Origin of the sequence: Dyadobacter sediminis, from assembly GCF_005860765.1 — a bacterium.
GTDB classification, from domain to species: Bacteria; Bacteroidota; Bacteroidia; order Cytophagales; family Spirosomataceae; genus Dyadobacter; species Dyadobacter sediminis.
Window position 1 is genome coordinate 992,668 of the sequence record NZ_VCEI01000021.1, and the last position, 21,884, is coordinate 1,014,551.

At 44.4% G+C, this 21,884-nt stretch carries 20 protein-coding genes; 6 read left to right on the top strand and 14 right to left on the bottom strand.

The genetic code is table 11. The features are described 5' to 3' along the window. Window positions 1–26: 26 nt before the first annotated feature. Window positions 27–1,841: a T9SS type A sorting domain-containing protein gene (locus tag FEM55_RS11385; RefSeq protein WP_138281440.1), complete on the bottom strand. Its 1,815-nt coding sequence runs from the start codon at window positions 1,839–1,841 to the stop codon at window positions 27–29. A 124-nt stretch (window positions 1,842–1,965) separates the two neighbouring features. Here FEM55_RS11385 and FEM55_RS11390 point away from each other — a divergent pair, with 124 nt between their 5' ends. Then, on the top strand, window positions 1,966–2,688 hold the full coding sequence (locus FEM55_RS11390) for a pseudouridine synthase (RefSeq protein ID WP_138281441.1): 723 nt from the start codon (window positions 1,966–1,968) through the stop codon (window positions 2,686–2,688). A 158-nt stretch (window positions 2,689–2,846) separates the two neighbouring features. Here the strand turns inward: FEM55_RS11390 and msrB are convergent, their stop codons facing one another. The 6 genes from msrB to FEM55_RS11420 form a co-directional block, all read right to left on the bottom strand. Further along, window positions 2,847–3,413, bottom strand: coding sequence for a peptide-methionine (R)-S-oxide reductase MsrB (msrB, locus tag FEM55_RS11395; protein ID WP_138281442.1), 567 nt, complete (start codon window positions 3,411–3,413; stop codon window positions 2,847–2,849). 92 nt (window positions 3,414–3,505) lie between these two features. Beyond that, window positions 3,506–4,234: a bacillithiol biosynthesis deacetylase BshB1 gene (gene bshB1 / locus FEM55_RS11400; RefSeq protein WP_138281443.1), complete on the bottom strand. Its 729-nt coding sequence runs from the start codon at window positions 4,232–4,234 to the stop codon at window positions 3,506–3,508. Window positions 4,235–4,239: 5 nt separating this feature from the next. Beyond that, complete coding sequence (locus tag FEM55_RS11405) at window positions 4,240–5,316, bottom strand: M23 family metallopeptidase (RefSeq protein WP_171036541.1); 1,077 nt, start codon at window positions 5,314–5,316, stop codon at window positions 4,240–4,242. Between the two features lie 80 nt (window positions 5,317–5,396). Then, window positions 5,397–6,359 (bottom strand): thioredoxin-disulfide reductase, encoded by a 963-nt coding sequence (gene trxB / locus FEM55_RS11410; protein ID WP_138281444.1) that lies wholly within the window; start codon window positions 6,357–6,359, stop codon window positions 5,397–5,399. A gap of 180 nt (window positions 6,360–6,539) precedes the next feature. Then, the gene (locus FEM55_RS11415; RefSeq protein ID WP_229209206.1) at window positions 6,540–8,486 is read right to left on the bottom strand and encodes an OmpA family protein; all 1,947 of its coding nucleotides are present in this window, start codon (window positions 8,484–8,486) and stop codon (window positions 6,540–6,542) included. Next, entirely contained in the window at window positions 8,441–9,022 is a 582-nt protein-coding gene (locus FEM55_RS11420; protein ID WP_138281445.1) for a 7-carboxy-7-deazaguanine synthase QueE, read from the bottom strand. Before FEM55_RS11420 ends, FEM55_RS11415 begins: the two co-directional genes overlap by 46 nt. Before the next feature lie 169 nt (window positions 9,023–9,191). Here FEM55_RS11420 and mnmE point away from each other — a divergent pair, with 169 nt between their 5' ends. After that, window positions 9,192–10,559 carry a tRNA uridine-5-carboxymethylaminomethyl(34) synthesis GTPase MnmE gene (mnmE, locus tag FEM55_RS11425; protein WP_138281446.1) on the top strand — a complete coding sequence of 456 codons (1,368 nt, stop codon included), beginning with the start codon at window positions 9,192–9,194 and terminating at the stop codon, window positions 10,557–10,559. A gap of 162 nt (window positions 10,560–10,721) precedes the next feature. Continuing rightward, window positions 10,722–11,183, top strand: coding sequence for a hypothetical protein (locus FEM55_RS11430; RefSeq protein WP_138281447.1), 462 nt, complete (start codon window positions 10,722–10,724; stop codon window positions 11,181–11,183). Window positions 11,184–11,215: 32 nt separating this feature from the next. Here FEM55_RS11430 and FEM55_RS11435 read toward each other — a convergent pair whose 3' ends face one another. Further along, a complete protein-coding gene (locus tag FEM55_RS11435; RefSeq protein WP_138281448.1) occupies window positions 11,216–11,635 on the bottom strand; it encodes a winged helix-turn-helix transcriptional regulator in 420 nt (139 codons plus the stop codon). Window positions 11,636–11,841: 206 nt separating this feature from the next. Here FEM55_RS11435 and FEM55_RS11440 point away from each other — a divergent pair, with 206 nt between their 5' ends. After that, window positions 11,842–12,375, top strand: coding sequence for a YceI family protein (locus FEM55_RS11440; protein ID WP_138281449.1), 534 nt, complete (start codon window positions 11,842–11,844; stop codon window positions 12,373–12,375). Between the two features lie 118 nt (window positions 12,376–12,493). Here FEM55_RS11440 and FEM55_RS11445 read toward each other — a convergent pair whose 3' ends face one another. Beyond that, window positions 12,494–14,917 carry an ABC transporter permease gene (locus FEM55_RS11445; RefSeq protein ID WP_138281450.1) on the bottom strand — a complete coding sequence of 808 codons (2,424 nt, stop codon included), beginning with the start codon at window positions 14,915–14,917 and terminating at the stop codon, window positions 12,494–12,496. Between the two features lie 237 nt (window positions 14,918–15,154). On the opposite strand from FEM55_RS11445, the gene ggt reads away from it, so the two are divergent. After that, on the top strand, window positions 15,155–16,912 hold the full coding sequence (gene ggt, locus FEM55_RS11450; RefSeq protein WP_138281451.1) for a gamma-glutamyltransferase: 1,758 nt from the start codon (window positions 15,155–15,157) through the stop codon (window positions 16,910–16,912). Window positions 16,913–17,109: 197 nt separating this feature from the next. Here ggt and FEM55_RS11455 read toward each other — a convergent pair whose 3' ends face one another. Together FEM55_RS11455 and FEM55_RS11460 are read right to left on the bottom strand one after the other, a co-directional pair. Next, window positions 17,110–17,808 carry a DNA alkylation repair protein gene (locus FEM55_RS11455; RefSeq protein WP_138281452.1) on the bottom strand — a complete coding sequence of 233 codons (699 nt, stop codon included), beginning with the start codon at window positions 17,806–17,808 and terminating at the stop codon, window positions 17,110–17,112. A gap of 128 nt (window positions 17,809–17,936) precedes the next feature. Continuing rightward, window positions 17,937–18,503, bottom strand: a complete 567-nt coding sequence (locus FEM55_RS11460; protein ID WP_138281453.1) for a DUF4256 domain-containing protein — start codon at window positions 18,501–18,503, stop codon at window positions 17,937–17,939. 384 nt (window positions 18,504–18,887) lie between these two features. Here FEM55_RS11460 and FEM55_RS11465 point away from each other — a divergent pair, with 384 nt between their 5' ends. Then, on the top strand, window positions 18,888–19,184 hold the full coding sequence (locus FEM55_RS11465; RefSeq protein WP_138281454.1) for a hypothetical protein: 297 nt from the start codon (window positions 18,888–18,890) through the stop codon (window positions 19,182–19,184). A gap of 148 nt (window positions 19,185–19,332) precedes the next feature. On the opposite strand, the gene FEM55_RS11470 is transcribed toward FEM55_RS11465, so the two are convergent. From FEM55_RS11470 to FEM55_RS11480, 3 genes are all read right to left on the bottom strand, one after another. After that, entirely contained in the window at window positions 19,333–20,577 is a 1,245-nt protein-coding gene (locus FEM55_RS11470; protein ID WP_138281455.1) for a hypothetical protein, read from the bottom strand. Between the two features lie 204 nt (window positions 20,578–20,781). Continuing rightward, window positions 20,782–21,081 (bottom strand): winged helix-turn-helix domain-containing protein, encoded by a 300-nt coding sequence (locus FEM55_RS11475; protein WP_138281456.1) that lies wholly within the window; start codon window positions 21,079–21,081, stop codon window positions 20,782–20,784. Continuing rightward, window positions 21,078–21,704 carry a hypothetical protein gene (locus FEM55_RS11480; protein ID WP_138281457.1) on the bottom strand — a complete coding sequence of 209 codons (627 nt, stop codon included), beginning with the start codon at window positions 21,702–21,704 and terminating at the stop codon, window positions 21,078–21,080. The genes FEM55_RS11475 and FEM55_RS11480 overlap by 4 nt, the downstream gene beginning before the upstream one ends. Window positions 21,705–21,884: the final 180 nt, after the last annotated feature.

Below are 21,884 nucleotides of genomic sequence, written 5' to 3' on the forward strand. Positions count from 1 at the left end.
CGTATCCGGTCCGAACTGTTAATTTATCAGTTACTGATAATTACTCTGAATACTTCACTGCCAATTTTTATCAGATACAATCCATTTTCAAGTTCACTGATATCCAGCGGCTTGACAGGAAGCAGGGCAGCTTCTCTGACCATAACACCATAGCTGTTTTTGATACTGTATGCCAGGTTCCTGTTCTCGGCTTCTATAAAAAGCTCGCCTTTCGCAGGGTTAGGAAATAGTTTGACAGCAGGATGAGCAACGCCCTGTTTTACATTGATAATCCGGGAATAAGTGATTGTGTTGTCGAAATCCGTCTGTTTCAGTCTGTAATAGGTGATTTCATATGGGTTTGTGTCTGTAAATGTATAATTGTATGGCCGGCCGGAATTTCCCTGGCCTTGTAAAAAGGCCAGTTTTTCAAAATTCCGCGCATTTCTGCTTTTTTCCAGAGTAAATCCTGCATTGTTTATTTCGGATGCCGTTTGCCACGAAATAACATTTCCTTCAACCGAATTTTTACCCGCAAAACTTACAAGATCGACCGGCAGTGCAGTCTGGCATGAGGAAGAACTGGTCACTTCCGGCTGCGAAGCACAACCGGGACCATTGTCACTCAAATTGTGATTGGTGCCGGAAGCCAGAAGCTGACAGATGCTTTTGACACCGCAAATCGAAAGCTGGTCATTATTCTGAATCTGTAAAAATTCAATGGACGAAGAATTGATATTGTCAAGGCCGGCGAGATTGGTTAATGCGTCATTATCTTCAATATTCAGGTATCCGGAAATGGTCGTCAGCTTGTTTAATCCCGCCAGACTGGTCAGAGCAGGATTTCTTCCGATGTAGAGGAACCCGCCGATGTAGGTTACTCCGCTCAGTCCATCCACATTTGTTAAACTGTCATTGGCTGCAATGGCAACGGCGCTGTTAATGGCATTGATACTTTCCAGACCGTGAAGGTCGGGCAGCGAGGCATTGCGTCCAATGGAAAGGAGCCCGTTTATGGTTGTAAGTTTATGCAGGGAGGCAATGCTTTTCAGCGACTGGTTTGCCGCAATCCTGAGATTGCCGCCTACGGAAATCAGCGAATCGAATCCGGACAAGTCGCTTAAAAGCGGATTATTGTTGATATTGATGTAGCCGAGAACTTTGGAAAGCCGCGACAAACCATTCAGTTTTTTGAGAACAGGATTGTTGCTGATATCCAGAAAACCGTTTATGTTGGTAAGAGAATCGAGGGAAGACAAGCTGCTCAATACATTGTTTTCCGCAATTCTCAGATTGCCTCCGACCAGCTGCAAGGATCCAAGTCCGGATAAACTGGTGAGCAACGGATTTTGTGAAATTTCGACGTATCCAAATACTTGTGCAAGTGCACCGAATCCATTCAGGCTTGGAAGCGCATCATTTTTGCTGATTTCCAGAAAACTTTTGATTGTTGTCAGTTTGTTCAGGGCCGAAATACTGGTGAGTACCGTGTTATTTGCCAGCTTGATACTGTTTCCTGCGGTTGTCAAAGATTCCAGACCGCTCAAACTGGTCAGTGATTTGTTACTGCTGATTTCGATGTAGCCCGATACTTTGGTAAGTCCGGACAATCCGTTTACATTCGTGAGCAGCGGATTGATGCTGATATCCAGATACCCGTTAATTTCCGTGATTCCGGAAAGCCCGTCCAGATTCGTAATGTCGGCTCCGGAAATTTTCAGGTTTCCAACGGCGCAGTCCGGAGTTTTAGGGAAGTTGTCAATACTTTGCTGGCTTGATAAAACATAGTCCGTTGTGCAGTTCTGGGCATTTAAATAGGAAAAATTTACAAACAGAATTAAAAGTAAAAGTTTAAATTTCATAACGGGTTTAAAAAAGTAGGTTAATAAATACTGAAAGTTACTATGAGGTTTGTGAAAGCGTTCAAGATAGAAACAAATCATTACTTATATTTGAAATGATTATAAATAATTAATTAGAAAAGTCATCGAAAGTCCAGTATTACTTAACACTACTTCTACAATTGAAATTATCTATCAGGATTTCAGCCTTGTAGCGGTAAACAAACCGCATGGCCTGCTTGTGCACCGGTCACCCATTGCAGCAGATGCAGAAACATTCGCCGTTCAGTTGTTAAGAGACCAGCTGGACCGGAAAGTATTTCCCGTACATCGGCTGGACAGAAAAACGGCCGGCGTGCTGTTATTTGCGTTGGATGAAGCAATGAACAGTGCTATGCAGAAGCAGTTTATGGAAGGAACAGTTAAAAAGAAGTACCACGCCATTGTCAGAGGATTTACAGAAGATAGCGGAGAAATAGATTACGCATTGAAAAAAGAGGACGGCACGGTTCAGGAAGCATTTACTTCCTATATAACGCTGAACAGGGCAGAAGCGCCTTTCAGAACCGGCAAGCATGCAAGTTCCCGGTATTCGCTTGTAGAACTAAATCCCGCAACCGGACGCATGCATCAGTTAAGAAAACATATGGCGCACATTTTTCATCCGATCATCGGCGACCGGCCATACGGATGCAACAAGCAAAACAAATATTTCAAGGAAGAGTTACAGATGACAACCATGCTGCTGCATGCCGTTGAACTGGAATTCGTTCATCCATTATCGCGTGAATTGGTTTTGATTAAAGCGGATTATCAGTCAGAATTCAGGAGGATGATGGAATTGCTGAGGTTTTTTGCAGAAGATTAAATGTGAAAAGCCGAATCCGAATTACTGATTCGGATAAAAACAAAAAGTGCCATAATCAGAATCGTTTCCAGATTATGGCACTTTTTTTCATTTTCTTAACAACATAAGGCTAAATGCCGATTACTTCAAGCTGATCATCAAAAGCTCCCATAAACAAGTTAGCTGCCGCTGTTTGTTTTTTTTCTGTTGCTGTAAGCCTTTTCGGCGGTTTTAGCTTTTTCAAAATCAAGCACAACGCCGTTGATACAGTAACGCAGGCCGGTTGGCGGCGGTCCGTCATCAAAAACGTGGCCCAAATGTGATTTGCATCTTCCGCACATCACCTCGGTTCTTCGCATTCCATAACTGTTGTCAGCCGCTTCAATGATGGATTTTTTACTGATCGGTTCAAAGAAACTCGGCCAGCCGCAGCCACTTTCATATTTGGCATCGCTTTTGAAAAGCGCATTGCCACATACGGCGCAATAGAACGTCCCTACTTCCTTGGAATGCTCATATTCACTTGTAAAAGGCCTTTCCGTTCCTTTCAGACGCGCAACTTCGTACACTTCCGGGGAAAGTATTTTCTGCCAGTCTTTATTGCTCTTGTTTACCGGCTCCGTATCCGTGTGGGAGTAATCCGCACTTTTTTTCTCATTCTGCCCGGCAGGTGACGATTGTCCGTAGCAGCTTTGCAAAAAGCATGTAAACACACCCGACAGCAACAATGCCATTGCTCTTTTCATATTGTTCCAGGTTATTTTTTCTATATACGAATTGCAGTCAGCAATAGTTGAACCGCTGAGCTTTTTTTATAAAAATATCGTTGAAGAAAAAATTAGACGAACACGGATAAATCTCTGACGCCGAGTTTTCGGGCTGTCGTGAATCCTTCACCGAACGTTACGCCGATTGCATGGCCCATTTCTTTGGCGCGTGCAATTACAAATTCAAAGAATTCAGGTGAGGAAATGTAACTCTCGGGCTCGCCTTCTCCTGTATATTCCGGAACATGAAACTGGCTCTTGAAAGCCCGGATCGCTTCCAGCTTCTGATCATGAAATGCCGTAATATCAACAATGAAATCCGGAGAGATATACCGGTCCTGCACCGTATGGAATACCTGCTTCGGACGCCATGCTTCCTGTTCATTTCCCTGTTCATCAAAGGTTTTGACCATTCGCAAACCGGAGTAAAAACAACTGTCCGAAACAAGTTTGCCGCCTCTTCCATGATCGGGATGCCGGTCGTCGATGGCATTGGTAATCACAATATCCGGTTGGTATTTGCGGATAAACGGAATAATGGCTTTCTGGTGCGCTTCATTGTTGGCAAAAAAACCATCGGCAAGTCCCACATTGTCTCTTACGTGTACGTTCAGGATTTTTGCGGCATCCTGCGCTTCCTGCAATCTTCCTTCCGGCGTACCTCTTGTACCCAGTTCACCTCGTGTAAGATCCACAATGCCTACTTTTTTGCCGAGCGCAATCTGTGCAAGCAAAGTTCCGGCGCAGCATAGCTCCACATCGTCGGGATGCGCGGTTATGGCAAGAATATCTAGTTTCATAATGATTATTTAATGCGGAGCTTCTGTCCGATTCTTAATGTCGAACGGCTTGACATACGGTTTCTGCGTGCAATGGAGGAAATGCTGACGCCGTATTTTCCTGCAATGGAAGACAGGGTATCGCCGGAACGTACTTTATGTAATATGGATCGCGAGACAGAGACAGGCGCTGCATCGCCGGATTCAAATTCACTTTTATTGGATTTTCCACGAAGATGGCCCCATACATTGCTGGTTAAAAGAAAATGGTCCGAACGGATCATTTTATTGTCCCAGTCAAAAATATGTCTTGGATCAAACGGGTTTCCTTCATAGCGGTTTTCATAATGAAGATGCGAGCCTGTACTGCGGCCTGTGTTTCCGCCCAGCCCGATTACTTCGCCTGCTTTCACAATCTGGCCGGATTCAACGAGTTGTTTGGATAAATGCCCGTATAAGGTTTCCAGCCCATTGTAATGTCTTACAACAACAAAGCGGCCATATCCGCTTCCGTCCCAGGCTACAATCCGCACCATGCCGTCGTAAGTGGAACGAACTGTATCACCCGTTTCCAGATCAAGGTCGCTGCCATTGTGCCATCTTCCCCATCTGTATCCGAATTGGGAAGTAGGTTTGGTTACAGCCAGCGGCGTACTCCACATACGTTTGGCAGCCTCATCATATAAGGTAAGATCAACGGGTTCGTCAAATTCGAGCGGACTCAAACCGTAAGGATTAATGGTACGCGCATCCCAGATTACGTAATATTCCGCTGCTTTTACCCATTCATCGGCAACAAGCAAAGAATCCACGACTTCGACTACTTCGGTATCGCCTTCGTCAATCGTCGTTGTGTCTTCACTGACCAGCGGGTTCAATGGTTTTACGGGTTCAAACTGGCTCTGAAATTTTAAACTGGATGTTTCAACCTGATATTCGTCCTCGGGCTGGGGCGTTGCAATTCGGGTAGGTCCTTCGTTGGCATTGTTTCCGGACTGGTTTATTTTCGGATTTTTCTTGAATTTTCCTCGCTCTTGCGCTTGCGTGTTCCGGGAGATCAAACACACGATCATTAGCAAACTTACAATAAGCCTTATTTTCATCATAATTATAAAACTGGATCAGACTGTATGCTTCATTGAACGAATCATACAGTCTGATAAATAATTGATTCCGGTATTTGTTAAGCCGCCGTTTCTTCTGCAAGAATTTCAACTTCACGCTCCATTAAAAATCGTTCTGCATCCAGCGCAGCCATACAACCTGTTCCGGCAGCCGTAATGGCTTGTCTGTAAACATTATCCTGTGCATCGCCGCAGGCAAAAACACCTTTGATGTTCGTGCAGGAACTTCCTTTTACTGTCTGGATATAACCGGTTTCATCCATGTTCAGGTATCCTTTGAAAATATCCGTATTCGGTTTGTGGCCGATGGCTACGAAAAATCCGGTTGCGTCCAAAAGGTGTTCTTCGCCGGTTTTAGTGTTTTTAACCAGTACAGATTCCAATCCTTCGTCACCGTTCAGTTTTACCGTTTCGGTATTCCATAGAATTTCAATGTTCGGAAGCATTTCCACACGCTTCTGCATGATTTTGGAAGCTCTCATTTCATCACGACGAACAAGCAGATACACTTTACGTGCCAGTTTTGCAAGATAACTGGCTTCTTCGGCAGCAGTATCGCCTGCACCTACAACCACAACATCCTGTCCGCGGAAAAAGAATCCGTCGCAAACCGCACAAGCCGAAACGCCCCGTCCGTTCAAACGGTCTTCGCCTTCAACGCCAAGCCATTTGGCCGAAGCACCAGTTGAAACAATAACGGAATCCGCGGTAATTTCATGTTTGCTGTCAATGACAACTTTCAGCGGATAGCAGGTAAAATCCACTTCCGTTGCCATGCCGTAACGGATATCCGTTCCAAAGCGCTTTGCCTGCTTTTCGAAATTGATCATCATTTCAGGACCTGTAATTCCGTCCGGATAACCGGGGTAATTATCAACTTCCGTTGTAATGGTGAGCTGGCCGCCGGGCTGAGCGCCCTGATATAAAACCGGATTCAGTCCGGCACGTGAAGCATATATAGCGGCTGTGTACCCGGCAGGGCCGGAGCCGATAATCAGACAAGAAACTTTTTCAGATGTCATGTTATTATAAATACTGATTGTTAACGACGTATGTTGTAAACCTGTGTTTCGTATAAGAGTTGTGTCCGGTATCAGGCATTGAACCATTTTTTACAGAAGCAATGCAATGATTGTACTCGTCATATATAACACTACGTGATCGACAAAAGTGCGAAATTTCAGCTCTTTATGCAAATCGGTTCAGCGGATGCGCCATTCAATTCTTCTGTTCTTCTGACGATTTTCCTGTGAGTCATTGGGTGCAACGGGCTTTGTTTCGCCATAACCTTTGGCCAGAATCCTTTCTGCCGCAATTCCTGACTGTTGCAGATATTGTTGTACCGACTGCGCCCGTCTTCTGGAAAGCTCCATATTTTCGGAATCTGATCCAACATCATCCGTATGACCTGAAATTTCGATCTGGACCGTTTTGTTATCCGTTAAGAAATCAGCCATTTTTTTCAACTCGACTTTTGATTTTTCATCAAGATTATATTCGCCGGTTTTGAAAAATATATTGTTCAGAACTTCCACGCGGTCTTTTTCAATCGGTTCGAGCGGAATATCCAGGTTAACGTAAGAAGTAGTGTCGCTAACGCTGAAAGTCAGACTTTTAAACAAATAGCCTGCCTTGGAAACATAGAACGCGTATTCACCACCATTGTTCAGAACGGTAAGAAAAGATCCGTCCTTACTGTCCGAAGTAAATGCGCCGACTTTTTGCTGCGTTTTCAGATCATAAAGATCAATGTCGGTGGAAAGCGGCGCCGCGGTTTTTTTATCAAACACCTTTCCTTTTGCATAGCGTGCAGGTACAATCCGTTCCTTGATCGTTTCGGGCAGCTTAAAGGTGTAAATCAACGAACGGCCGCTTTTTTTGTCCGAATTGTCATCTGTATAATACGCCTTTTGCCCGTCAGAAGCAATGAATAATCCGACCTGGTCCGCAACCGTATTGATCGGGTAACCAATGTTTCCGGATTGAGACCAGACCGTATCCATTTGCTGCGACATAAAAATATCCAGTCCGCCCATGCCCGGAAAACCGTTGGAAGCATAAAACAAAGTCCTTCCGTTGGCATGAATAAACGGCGCATTTTCATCATCGGCAGAATTAATGGCCGCACCCAGATTCTTTGGTTCGGTCCATTGTTTTTTCTGATCCATTGTTGTAACCCAAATGTCTCTTTTGCCAAGTCCGCCTTTGCGGTCAGAAGCAAAATAAAGCGTATGCCCGTCAGCCGAAAGCGAAGGCTGCGATTCCCAGTCTCTTGAATTTACAGTTTGTCCAAGGTTTAGCGGTGCACTCCATTCTTTGCCTTCTTTTCTCGAAATGTAAAGGTCACAGCTTCCGTACCCGTCTTCCCGGTTGCAGGCTGTAAACACCAGCGTCCTTCCGTCGGCAGAAACGCTGCATGTTCCTTCATTATTGGTGGTGTTAATGGCTTTGGAAATTTCCTCTGGCACATCCCAGCCGCTTTGTTTGCGGTGCGAAATGTAGATATTTTCGTCCCGGTTTTCGGTAAGTCCTGTAAAAATCAGCGTTTCGTCATCCGCAGTTGCAACCGGAAAATACTGCGTATGCAGAAAATTAATCGTATCACCGAGTGAGATTTTTTGAATGCTCAAAGGATTCTTGATGGCATTCTGCGCAAACTTTGATGAAGCAATCAACTTCTCCGTCAATCTGGAAAGACTCGATTTTACAGGAAAAAGAGCGAAGGACTTTTCAAGATAAACCTGTGCGGAATCATATCTTTCCGAATCAAAATGATAGCGGCCAAGCCAGTGAAAGGCAGCGGCAGATTGCGGAGAAGCCGGTTTCAGCTGAACGGCAGCCGAATAATGTTTTTTTGTAAGATCCCGGTTTTTCTGAAGTTCGTAAATCTGGCCAAGCCTCAAATGCGTATCATAGCTTTTCGGTTCCTGTTCCAGTACTTTTTCAAACAATGCAATCGCTTCCGGAAGTTGTCGTCCCTGCCATGCTTTTTGCGCCTTTTCATAATTTTCACGCGCTTTTTTTGACAATGGCGCTTCCTGCGCAGTTACCCGTTTTGAAATAATCAGACTGGCAAGTAAAATAACGAAAAAGGCACGTTGCATCAGGGAATGTTCATGTACTTGTGCGTTTGTAACGACATTTTCCATTTGGGATTGTCTTTGATATAGTCAATTATCAAAGGCAGCATCTGCGTATGCTTACTCCATTCCGGCTGCATCAACAGCGTACAATCCGGCGAAACCAGCGACGCATGCGATTCGGCAAAATCAAAATCACTTTTGTTATAAATAATGGATTTCAGCTCGTTTGCATTTTTGTAAATGTCAGGATGCGGATTTTTAAATTTCTTCGGAGAAAAACAAACCCAGTCCCAGAAGCCGGTAAAAGGATAGACGCCGGAAGTTTCAATGTTTGTTTTGAATCCCGCATGTTTAAGAGCAGCAGTCAGTTCATCCAGATTATACATCAGCGGCTCGCCGCCCGTGATCACTGCAAGCCGGCCGGGATATTGCAAAGCACCTTTTACAATGGAATCAACAGAGTAGCTGGGATGAAGATCGGCATTCCAGGATTCTTTTACGTCACACCAGTGACAGCCGACTTCGCATCCGCCCAGACGGATAAAATAGGCAGCACGTCCGCTATGCTGCCCTTCACCCTGCAAGGTGTAAAAGGCCTCCATAACAGGGAGCTGGCTTGTGACAATCGGCAAAGTTTCAGTAAGCAAAGTTCAAAAAGGGAAATGTTCAAAAAAGGTAACAAACAAATGTTACGAAAAATGCCACAAAGGTAAGAAATTCAAAATGGAACGTTTCCATGTTCAATCCTGGATTTAGTCGCATATTTGTAGTATGAATACATTGCAGATCCATCAACAAGAAGTTATTTGTGCGCTTGCAACGCCGTCGGGCGTAGGCGCAATTGCCGTAATCAGGGTTTCCGGACTTGGCTCCATTGCCCTGGTCAATACCGTTTTCAAAGGAAAAAATCTTGAAAATGCTGAAAGCCATACGGTGCATTTCGGTACCATACAGCATGCCGGAGAAATAATCGACGAGGTTTTGGTAACCGTTTTCAAAACGCCGAAATCTTTCACTAAAGAAGATTCGGTTGAAATTTCTTGTCACGGCTCCGATTATATCATCCGGCAGATTCTAAAAATACTGATTACAAAAGGTGCAAGAATTGCAAAGCCGGGCGAATTTACGCAACGTGCTTTTCTGAACGGACAATTTGACCTTGTGCAAGCCGAGGCTGTTGCCGATCTGATCGCCGCAGATTCACAGGCAAGTCATAAAACTGCATTGAATCATTTGAGAGGTGGTTTTTCCAAAAAGCTGGCTTCACTCCGCAGCGAACTCATCCATTTTGCTTCTTTGATCGAGCTTGAACTGGATTTTGGCGAAGAAGATGTCGAATTTGCCCAGCGCGATGATTTGCGGCGTTTGATCAATGCATTGCTGGAAACCATTGAGCCGCTGATCAATTCATTTGATTTTGGAAACGCAATCAAGGAAGGCGTTCCCGTTGCGATTATCGGTTCACCGAATGTTGGAAAATCAACTTTACTGAATGCATTGTTAAACGAAGAAAAAGCCATTGTCACCAGCATTGCCGGCACCACGCGCGATGTAATTGAAGACACCATGGTTCTGGAAGGCCTGAAATTCCGCTTTATTGATACCGCCGGCATTCGTGAAACGACCGATCTTGTAGAATCCATCGGCATTGAACGCTCCAAAGCGGCCATGGAAAAAGCCGATATTGTCATTTTCCTTTTTGATACTGAGGAAACGTTTCATGAAAACAAGGAACTGGCAAAATCACTCGCGCCAACAAAGCAGGTTTTATATGTTTTGAATAAAATCGACATCAATCCGGCCGAAGCAGAAAAACTGCAAAAGCTGGAAAGCGAAATCATTGCCATTTCTGCCCAGACGCAGAAAGGTTTGCCTGATCTAACAAGAAAGCTTGTTTCCATGGTGCACAAGCAATCTGCCGGCGATACTGTTGTTACCAACCTGCGTCACTACGAACATCTGGTCAAAACGCATGATTCATTAACGGATGTCATCAATGGCTTGTCACTCGGCATCACAGGTGATTTTCTGGCACAGGATATAAGGCTGGCGCTCCATCATTTGGGGGAAATTACAGGGACGATTGTTACGGATGATTTGCTGGATAATATTTTTTCGAAGTTTTGTATCGGCAAGTAATTGAATTTATTACGCCTCTGCATTGCTGTTTCCTGATTGCTGTTGGCGAAAAGTCAGAATATTGAGAAACATATTATGTAAGATGTATTGATTTGTGTTTGTTGCCATTGTTACTTTTTTATAAAATAACTATTTTAGAGCATCAATGAATAGGTACAAAGCATGAATGAAATAAATAACAGTTCCGTATATTATACCGAAGTCCAGAAGTTCCGTCAGCCCTGGCTTTGGGCATTGTTGCTTTTTAGCTTGTGCGTTGTGCTTTATCGCGGTCACGGCGGGATATGGGTCGTCGTTGGCGTTTCTGTTTTCTTATGGTTTTTGCAACTGGAAACCATCATCAGCGAACAGGGCATTTCTTATCGCTGGCTTCCTTTTCAAAGACGTCCGCGCCTGATAAAATGGGAGGAAATGGAGAAAGTTACAGTCCGCGCCTATGCGCCGATTGCGGAGTTTGGAGGATGGGGAATCCGGTTTTCCTGGCGGGGAACTGCTCAAACCGTATCCGGCAACAATGGCATTGAAATCAGGAAAAAGTCAAAAAGGCGATTTCTGCTGATCGGGACGCAAATGCCCGAGCAAGTTCAGCAGATACTCATGCAGAATCATTTGATTGTTTTATAACTGATAGTTTATTCAGGAAGAGATCTATTTCATCACTTCCAACTCATCCCTATATTCGGCTCCGGAAGTTCTGCTGCATGTTCATGTAACGACAATGACCTGTTTTTCCCGATAATCCTTTCTCTGTGCTGCTGTCCGAATGCCCGCAGCGCTTCTATAATAGCGTCGAGGCATTTGCTGTATTCCGTTAGTTCGTAAATCACTGAAACGGGGACTGTATCGAAAACTTTCCGGGTTACAAATTCATTCTGCTCCAGTTCGCGCAGTTCCTTGGAAAGTACCTTGGGCGTTATGTTCTTCAATTCCCTTTGTATTTCATTGAAACGTTTGGGCCCGTTTGTCAGTGAAACAATCAAGGGCAATTTCCATTTTCCATTCAGTACATACAATGCGTCTGTAATTTCGGTAACACTTCGCTTGCAGGTTTCCTTGGTGTGAAGTTTTCTTTCCATGACAGTCCGTTTTTAAAAATGCGGTATACAACAGGATACTACTATGCTTTTGTATACTAGTATCTTTTTCATATTAAAGGTAAATAAATTTGTGCAGTCAAACAAGAAGGAGCATTTGTAATCCGCAAGACTGAAAAACCAGCCTTCGTTGCGGCTGCAAAACAGGCTTCATTCATAAAATCAGTACGAACATAAATTTATAGAAAATGTCAAAGATCATCTGGAATGTAGACCCGCTCCATTCAGAAATTCAGTTCAAGGTAAAACATCTTGTTATTTCCACCGTTACCGGATCGTTCAAATCATTCAGCGGCAAAGTCGTTACCGAAGAGGATCAGTTTGAAAATGCCGATGTGGAGTTTACGATCGATGTAAACAGTGTCGATACCGGTCAGCCCGCACGGGACGAACATTTGAGAAATGCCGACTTTTTTGAAGCAGAAACCTATCCGCAGTTCACATTTGCCTCTACATCATTTACAAAGATCAAGGCGGATTTATATAAGCTGACGGGCAATCTGACTATTAAAGGAATTACGAAGGAAGTGGAGCTGGAAGCCGAGTACGGCGGCACTGAAAAAGATTCCTACGGGAATATCAAAGTAGGTTTTGAGGTAAGCGGAACCATTGACCGGAAGGATTTCAATGTTACTTTCAATGCGCTTACTGAAACCGGCGGACTGGCCCTGGGCGAGAAAATCAAGATGATTGCCAATATCCAGCTTGCAAAGCAGGTGTAGAATGCCAGTGTACCGTTAATTTTAACGGTACACTGCAAGCTTTCAAAATGTATTATAAATCAAAATTGCCATACTGTTAACCGCTGCATTCGGATTTTTTAAGAAGACAAACAAACTGTTATTCACTTCGCAAGCTTTTTACCGGGTTCAGCAAGGCCGCTTTTACACTCTGGAAAAAAACCGTAAAAAAGGCAATGGCGATAGCAAGCGAGCCGGCCAGCACAAACATCCACCATTGGATCTCAATTCTGTAAGCAAATGCTTCCAGCCAGTAATTCATGGCATACCACGCAACCGGCGAGGCAATTACAAGCGCAATCAATACCAGCATAAGGAAATCTTTTGAAAGCAGCGCGACAATACTTGCCACGCTGGCGCCCAAAACCTTGCGGACGCCGATTTCCTTGGTGCGCTGCTCGGCAGTAAAAGCGGCAAGTCCAAACAAGCCCAGACAAGTAATGAAAATGGAAAGAAAGGTAAACAGCCCGAAAACCTTGCTGAAAATCTGTTCTGACTTGTACTGCGCCGCAAACTGCTCGTCGAGGAAAGTATACTCAAAGGGCCATTCACTGGCAGCCGCCTTCCATTTTTCGGCCAGCATAGCCAGTGCAGACCTGGAAGCCTCCGGCCGGATGCGGACAACAACTTGCGAGAACTCCGCCGGAACAATCTGCAGAACCATAGGTTCAATTTTCTGGTGAATGGTCTTGTAATTGAAATCTTTTACAACCCCGATTACTTTGCCCCGCTTGATGGAATCGGCAGGTGTGGCCGGCTGCCATTGGCGCCAGTTTACTGTTTTGCCGATTGCACTTTCAGGTTTGCCCCAGCCCAGTTCACGAACGGCCGTTTCGTTCAGGATGAATGCTTCACGTGCGTCGTTGCCGAATGATTTTGAAAAATTACGTCCGGCTGCCATCGTCATGCCTAGGGTCGGAATGTAGTCTTCATCGACAAGAAACATATTGGTCGAAAATTCTTCGGTACGGCCCGGTATTACAATGCCGTCCCCTGCAAACTGGCCGCCCGGCACGCCGTAGCAGGCAGTGGCATTCAGAATGGATGGATTTTGTCTGAGTTCCGCTTTGATCGTTTCTATATTTTGCAGCATGGTTGTATTGCGGATCGGCATCGTAATTAGCTGTTCATTCGAGAAACCCAGATTTTTTTCCTGAATATACCTGACCTGAAAAAATACAACCCCGGCTCCGATCATGAGCATAATGGAAACGACAAACTGAACGACAACCAGATTCCGGCGCAGAAATGTCGCTGAATTCCCGGTGATGACCATGCCTTTCAGCACATGCAACGGCTTGAATCCTGACAGGAAAAATGCGGGGTAACTTCCGGCAAGCAGTCCGATCAACAGCGTAAATCCGAAAAGACCCAGTAAAAACGGAAATGTACTTAGTGAACTTAGTAAAAGCGTTTTTCCGGTCCAGTTATTCAGCGTAGGAATTACGATGGCAGTCAGCAATATCGCAAGCACAAGCGCCATGCCGGTCTGCAGAATGGATTCGCCCAGAAATTGCCCGATCAGCTGGATTCGCTGCGCCCCGATTGCCTTGCGCATGCCGACTTCCCTGGCCCTTCGTGCAGAACGTGCGGTGCTCAGGTTCATAAAGTTGAAGCAGGCAATAAGCAGCGTAAATACAGCGACAAGCGAAAATGCATAGATGTATTGGATGTTTCCTTTCTCCACGATGTCGTATTCGATGTCGGACGAGCGCAGGTGAATGTCCGTAAGCGCCTGAAGCTGATAATGGTCACGCGAGTTTTGCTGACTGGCCTCTTCTTTGGCATGCTGTGCCAGAAACGCCGGCAGTTTGGCGTTCAGCTTTGCAGGATCACTTCCTTCCGACAGCGTGATGTAAGTATAAAACTGTTGCCAGCCCCAGCTTTGGAGGCGTTCAGCACTTACAATTTCACGCAATGCATCAAATGATCCGATAAAGCTTGCCTTCAGATGTGATTGTGCAGGCATATCGCGCATAATGCCCGTTACCCGGAATTTATAGGAGCCGTCCAGCACAAGCTGTTTGCCAAGCGGGTCCTGATTTCCGAAATACTTTTCCGCCATCGTTTCCGAAATGACAATGGCATCCGGTGAGTTAAGCACCTGATTTGCGTTGCCACGGGTTAACGGGAATGAAAACATCTCGAAAAAAGTGGAATCTGCAAGCAGGATACCGGTTTCAAAAAACTTTCTGTTTCCGTAAGCAACCAGTTCTTTGTTTCCAAAACCAAAAATCCGGGTACTTTGCAAAACTTCCGGAAAGGTACGTTCCAGAGCCGGGCCATAAGCAGGCGGCGTGCGCGCCATCACCATTTGTACGCCGTCGGAACTCCGGTGATTGATAATCCGGTGAATTTGTTTTGCTTTCGCATGGAACCTGTCAAACCGCAGTTCATCCTGCACGAAAAGGAAAATAACCAGACAGCAGGCAATCGCAATAGCCAGCCCGAAAACATTGATGAACGTGTAGCCTTTGTAGCGGACGAGGTTCCGGCAGGCAATGGTGATATAGCTCCGTAGCATAAGTTCAGATTATAAACGTGGCAAACGAAGTCCGGGTAAATATCATACCATTTTTTCATTCCCTGTTTAAACGTTTTTCAAGGCATTTTTCAGAAATAAACCTGTTCGATTTCGGACAATGCCGGACAGCAGCGGACAAATTGTAAAGGCTTTTATAACGTGTTAAAAATGAAAAAATCGCTATCTTGATCTGAATAGCAGATTTTTACTTTATATTGACACAGTAACCGATTAACGATGTTTTCAAATAAACCGAGTAGCCTTTTTGCCTGCTGTACAGTATCCATTTTACTTCATATTTCCGGTATTTCCGTTGCGCAGACAACCGGAAAAGGGGATCGCCTCAGCGGCCCGAATTTTACCGGAAGAAGTTCCGTCATTGCGCAGCACGGCATGGCTGCGACGAGTCACCCGCTTGCCACACAAGTTGCATTGGATATTTTGAAAGAAGGCGGTTCTGCAGTAGATGCCGCGATTGCAGCCAATGCGGCACTGGGCGTCATTGAACCCAATAACTGCGGGATCGGCGGCGATTTATTTGCAATCGTATGGTCGGCAAAAGATCAGAAACTGTATGGATTGAACGCTAGCGGAAGGTCGGCAGCCGGGCAGTCGTTTGCCATGCTGAAAGAGCAGCTGAAAGATAAGGAGCAGATTCCGCTTTACGGGCCATTGTCCGTATCGGTGCCGGGAACGGTGGATGGCTGGTTTGAACTACATAGGCGTTTTGGCAAGTTGCCGATGAAAAAACTCCTTTCGCCGGGTATCACGTTTGCACGGGAAGGCGCGCCGGTGCCCGAAGTAATTGCCTTTTCATGGAATCAGGCTTTTGTCCGGCTGGATGCGCAGAAAAGTGTAGTCGGTGAGTTTGATAATTTTAAAAAGACATTTTTAATCAATGGCCATGCGCCGAAAGAAGGAGAAATCTTTAAAAATCCGGATCTGGCCGCTACTTATGAGAAGATCGGTAAAGGCGGACGGGATGCTTTTTATAAAGGTGAAATTGCAACCGCAATGGATTCCTATGCTCGTAAAACCGGAATACTCATTCGGAAAGAGGATTTTGCCGCAACAAAAAGTACGTGGGTCGAGCCTGTTTCAACTAATTACAGAGGATTTGATGTGTACGAGCTGCCGCCGAACGGACAAGGGATTTCGGTCCTTCAGATGCTGAACATCGTGGAAGGCTACGACCTGAAAAGCATGGGCCATAATAGTGCGGAATACCTGCATTTGCTTATTGAAGCCAAAAAACTTGCTTTTGAAGACCGTGCGCGTTATTATGCTGATCCGCAGTTTTCCAAAGTCCCGGTAAAGCAGCTTGTTTCCAAGGAGTATGCCGCACAAAGAAGAAAACTGATCAGTAAAACAGCCGCTGCGGAAAGGTATGATTCGGGAGAACTGGCTTTAAAAGAAGGAGATACGGTTTACCTCACCGTTGCAGATAAAGACGGGAACATTGTGTCGCTGATCCAGAGCAATATGCTGGAATTCGGCAGCGGCATGGTACCGGACGGACTTGGATTTGTATTTCACAACCGCGGCACCAGTTTCAGCTTAAAATCCGGGCACGCCAATGTGTACGCGCCGGGCAAACGGCCTTTCAACACCATAATTCCGGGATTTGTTATGAAAAATGGAAAGCCGTTCCTGAGTTTTGGCGTGATGGGCGGCGCCATGCAGCCGCAGGGGCATTTGCAGGTTTTATGCAATATGATCGATTTCGGCATGAATGTGCAGCAGGCCGGAGATGCTGCGCGGTTCAGTCATTCGGGAAGCAGCGAACCCGTCGGCACCACGATGACAACAGGCGGATTGCTCGCACTGGAAAGCGGCATACCGGCAGAAACCAGAGAAAAGCTGAGGGCAAAAGGCCATAAACTCAGCGATAAAGATTTTTTTGGCGGGTATCAGGCTATTCAGGTCGATAGTGTCAACAAGGTTTATCACGGCGCTTCCGAAATGCGGAAAGATGGTCAGGCGGCGGGGTATTGATGATGGGTGGGGTTTTGTTGTTTATAGTCATTTGTAGTCATTGATTGTCATTCTTTGTCATTAATTGTTATTCTTTGTCATTTGTTGAAGGAGGCGGATTGTTTTTTAGTTATGCAGTTATTTTAGGTTAGAGAAAGTAACTTTTGGCCAGAAACACAGTACCTAATGAGATTGCTTTTAATTTGAACTTCCTGGGTTCAACTTTTTTTATTTTCAGATGCTTTTTCTAATTCCTGCCTGCGCACCATTTCATTAATCCAGATCGGCGCGAAAGGAGAGGTGCAGCCTTTGGATACGGGAAAGTTACGGTAAATTCCCAGTTTTTCTCCGATGGCAAGTGCACGGGCTCGGTATTCGGGAAAGCGGATGCCGATTTGTGCAAGCGTCGAATTCATGGTCCATTGTGCTTCGGGTGCAGCATTTGGCATTTCAGTTTCTATTCTGTCCAGCAGCGCAGGCAAATCCAGCACCTCCGGGGTTCTGGCAACGCATCCGCTTGTCAGGCTCCATCCCGCGCGGGCGCACATCGGATCTTCCGATTGCATCCATTCTATTCGGAGCGCTTCATTGTCGGAATGTAGTTTGATGACGTACGTATATAGCCAATCGGCAACATGTGTAAACCGCTCGGATTTCACCATACCGCTTATTTCGTCCGATGATAATTGCTTCGGATCAATCAGTAGAATAGCCAGAAACCGTGCGTCGGTATTTCCGGTATTCCAAAGTTCCAGTGCCAGCTGATGATTGGTTTTGATCTTTTTTGCCAATGTCCGGATATCGCCCATTTTAACGCCAAACTGATTATTCCCGACGCCATGTTTTTTGTTGAACGCATGCATCTTTTCACTGCCAAGTGCTTCGAGTTGGGAAAGGGTTTCCTTTAATGCTGTCATGTTTGGTCAGGGGTTTTCATGGATTTGCATAGTTAGTTACAAGTTGTCATGTTTGGTCATTTTTAGTCATTTGTTGTTATTTTTAGTCGTTTGTTGTTGTTTGTTGTCATTTGTTGTTTTTTTGATTTTTAGACTTTTAGTGAAGCGCGGAAGCCTCGGGCGGCGTAGTAGGACTCGGCACCGTTGTGATAAATGAAGACTCTTCCGAAACGGCGGTCGCCGAATATTGCACCGCCCAGTTTGCGGATTTCAGCAGGAGTTTTCAGCCAGCTTGATGTTTTCGTATCAAAATTTCCGAGTTGCTGCAGTTGCTGATATTGTTCTTCGGTCAGCAATTCCACGCCCATTTCTGCGGCGCTATTTACGGCGCTGTTTTCCGGTTTGTTTGCTTTTCTGGCTTCCAGCGCTTCATGGTCGTAACAAAAACTCCGGCGGTCTTTCGGTGTTTCTGCCGAACAATCACAGAATAGAAATTCATTTGTATTCTCATCAAAATCAATGACATCTGGCTCGCCGCCAGTAATTTCCATTTCATCGAGCGACCAAAGTTTTTCAGGATTTGCTTCCAGTTTTGCCTGCACTTTCTCCCAGTCTGCGCCTTTATGGCGGTTCATGTTTTTTTCAAAACGATCCTTTAAAATCTGAATCAGTTCTGAATTTTGTTCCGTGGAAAGTTCTTTTTTGCTGGTTTTCATGGTAAAATTTAATGGATAAATTTTGGGTCAGGACTTTTTGTCTTCTGAATTAAAGTAAAGGCAGCGCGCTCTGAAATATTTATTGAAAATCAGAAAATGTTTGAAAATATTTAGATGATTTTCAGAACGGAAATCCATTTACCGCATTTACTGTGCAAGCCGATTTTGAATAACTGCGTATTTTACAACTTGCCACAGATTATAATTTAATTCTATATTTGTAATGCAAACGTTACTTATTTATGGCACAATTATTAACAAACTGGTCTAATTATATGGCCTTGGAAAGGCATACGGGTGAAAGTCCCGAGACCAGTCAAAGCGTGCTTTGGTGACGTTTGCAGTGACCTTTCCATTTTTTAATTTAATCCAAGTAAATCGCAAATGTCAAACGGTCTAGGCGTTAACGCAAATGATTATTCAGTTAACAAAATAGTTGATACGCATTCAAAATCAGATGCCGGATTTAATTTCACGCAATCACAGGCGGATTTTTTAGAACTTGTACTTTCACATGGCGCTACAGAATTGTCGCGTTCATTGAAACTGATTCATGATCTGGCGCTTTATCATTCGGATATTTCATTCAATAAAGTTGAAAAATCAGCTCTTTTCGATTTAAAACTTCTTTGGGAAAGCTTTGAACAAATTAAAAAGGAAAAGCGGGTTATTCATAAATAATGAATTAAAACAAAGGTTTTGGAGAGGCTTACGGACGAAAGTCCCGAGGCTTGACAAAGCGTAATTTAACAACGTTCGTAATGACCTCTCCGTGCTTTCATTTAAATTAGAATTGAATTACAATTCAGTTTGAATTATTAAATTTCTTTTATTTAAAACCAAAAAGAACCGGAAAAACAAACGTCACCAGAATGGTCCAGATGCTGTAAACGGGCAGGAACAAGGCAATGCTGATTTCCACTTTCTCAACTTCGCGCGGGTTATTTACAGAACGAAAAAGTCTGTAAGTCACTATTAACAAATTGGTGAGCATCAGTAAATTGCTTCCAAGAACAGCCAGCCGGTTCGGTGTAATTCCCCATTCCGAAATCCGGAAAACAATGGCTGAAAGCGCGATTCCGTTGATTACAATGGTCATTACCGCAAGTCCAAGCAGCAAAAGCGTTTCAATTTTGCTTCCTGCATTTTTCGAAGTTTCAATAATGGAAAAAAGAATAAGTGCCATGACACCAACCAAAAGAAGATTGAAAATAATCAAGAAATCCCTGTCATTGTACGGATCTTTTCCGGTGTAAATCACGGCTATCAAATAAACGACAAGCGTTACCAAAGCCAGCGGCGTAAAAACTTTGGCAATAATCGGAGCAACTTTGCCGACGAGCTGCGGATTGGTCTGAACAAGGTACGTGCCCAGAATCGGAGCGGCCGAAAGTCCCCAGATTCCGACATATTGAAAATAAAGCTCTTCTATTTTGACATCAATCAGCGAAAACAGCCCGACTGTAATTGCGGCCATCAAACCGCCTGCCAGAAGAATAATGGCCGTCATGACGATCAGATCACCATTGTACCGCAGAAAATCCAGCCGTTTTTGATAATTGTGCAGTTTTCCGCCGACATATGCATAGCCCAGAACCGTCCATAAAAACAACGCAAGATGCATGCAGGCTAAAACCAGCGTATCACTTGTACGGTTATCGGGAAGCAAGTTGATATAAATGGCTGCAAACAGGAATGTTATGGAAATAACAACGATATTTTTGAATTCCACTTTTTGCTTCCAGATAAAGTAAACTGCGAGCAACGGAAAAACGACAAATGCAATGTTTCTCGGATAAAAGAATTCAGGATCAATCGCCGTGAAATTCGGAATTTTGGCAATCAGGCCCGCCAGAAATGAAGCTGCAATCACAAAGATAAGCTCCTTGTTGGTGCCCCACGAAATGTCGTTACGCTCAAAGTTCAGCCGTTCATTCCAGATCTGAGCCGTTGCATTTTCCTTGATTTCCTGATAAATGATATTAAAAGCGCTTCTGAACGCCATTTTATTTTCCCGGTACAATGCTTCCAGCCGTCTGGGATTCTGAATGTTGTCAATAATTTCCTCTTTCATTTTTATTGATTGTTTGGTTCGTGAATAATTCGTTAGATTTTTATTTTGCTGTTAGCTGTTAGCTGTTTGGCTATTAGCTGCCGGTTCAAACCTTTCCTCCCTTTTCCCTTTTACCCTTTCCTCCCTTTTCAAGATGTGTCATAATTGGCTTTCATAGCTAAAAGTACTTTGCATTTCAAAGTGAATGAATAAAAAAATATAGTTTTATCGCTGGCTTCTGATCAGATCTTCCAATGCGGAAATGTGTTCTTCAAAAGCCTGTTTTCCCTGCTGGGTTATGACATACTGCGTATTGGGCTTTCGGCCGATAAACGACTTTTTGACGGCAACATATTCTTCCTTTTCCAATGCTTTCAGATGACTGGCCAGATTGCCGTCCGTTACTTCCAGATATTCCTTCAAATTGTTGAAATCCAAGGTGTCATTGACAATAAGCGCTGACATAATGCCAAGCCTTACCCTGCTTTCAAAAGCTTTATTTAACGCGTTGATGATTGTTTTCACTTCTCGTACTTTACATGCATATAAATACCATAACCGATGTGCATCAATCCAAATCCAACAGCCCAGAAAACCAATCCGTACATCGTAAAGTAAGCAGCTGCAAGACCCAGTATAATCTGGATGATTCCCAGATCCCTCATTTCTCCAAAAGTAAATTTACCGGCGTTCAGAAGAGCAAGCCCGTAAAAGATCAGCATGGAAGGGGCAATCAGATCCAGAATTCCTTTGGAAAACAAAATCAGAATGAAGCAGCCGCCTGCAAACAGCGGAATAGCCATATTAATGACCATTCTGCGTGCCGCCGCATTCCACAGCTGCTCACCGCGCTGCCTCGACTTCCGGTAGGAAAGAAAAACAGCAGTACCGACAGCCAGAAGCAAAATCGTTAACGCTAAAATAACCAGTTCCGGGCCGTTCGCAGGCAATTGCTGTATATTCCGGTTGTACAAAGCTACATCATGCCCGTTGAAATCCAGCAGCTGAAAGGCGATATAAGCGCCGATCAGCGCATATATGCCGGCCATGATGCCAGACCAGCCCGTTAAAGACAAAAACTTGGTGGATCGTTCCATCATGGAACGGATCTCTGTCAAATCCCTGATATATTCCTGCTCTGTTTTCATAAAAAGTACTTTGCATTTCAAAGTTAAACATTGAAAATGGAATTTCCTACACGTGCAGAAAAATACTTCTGGCGAATTTTAAGAAGTTTCCGTGCCTCGCAGTTTATTGGTGATCAGTAATCCAATCAGCAATAACCGTGATTCATCGTTTGATCATTCATAACAAGCCAGTGGATAAAG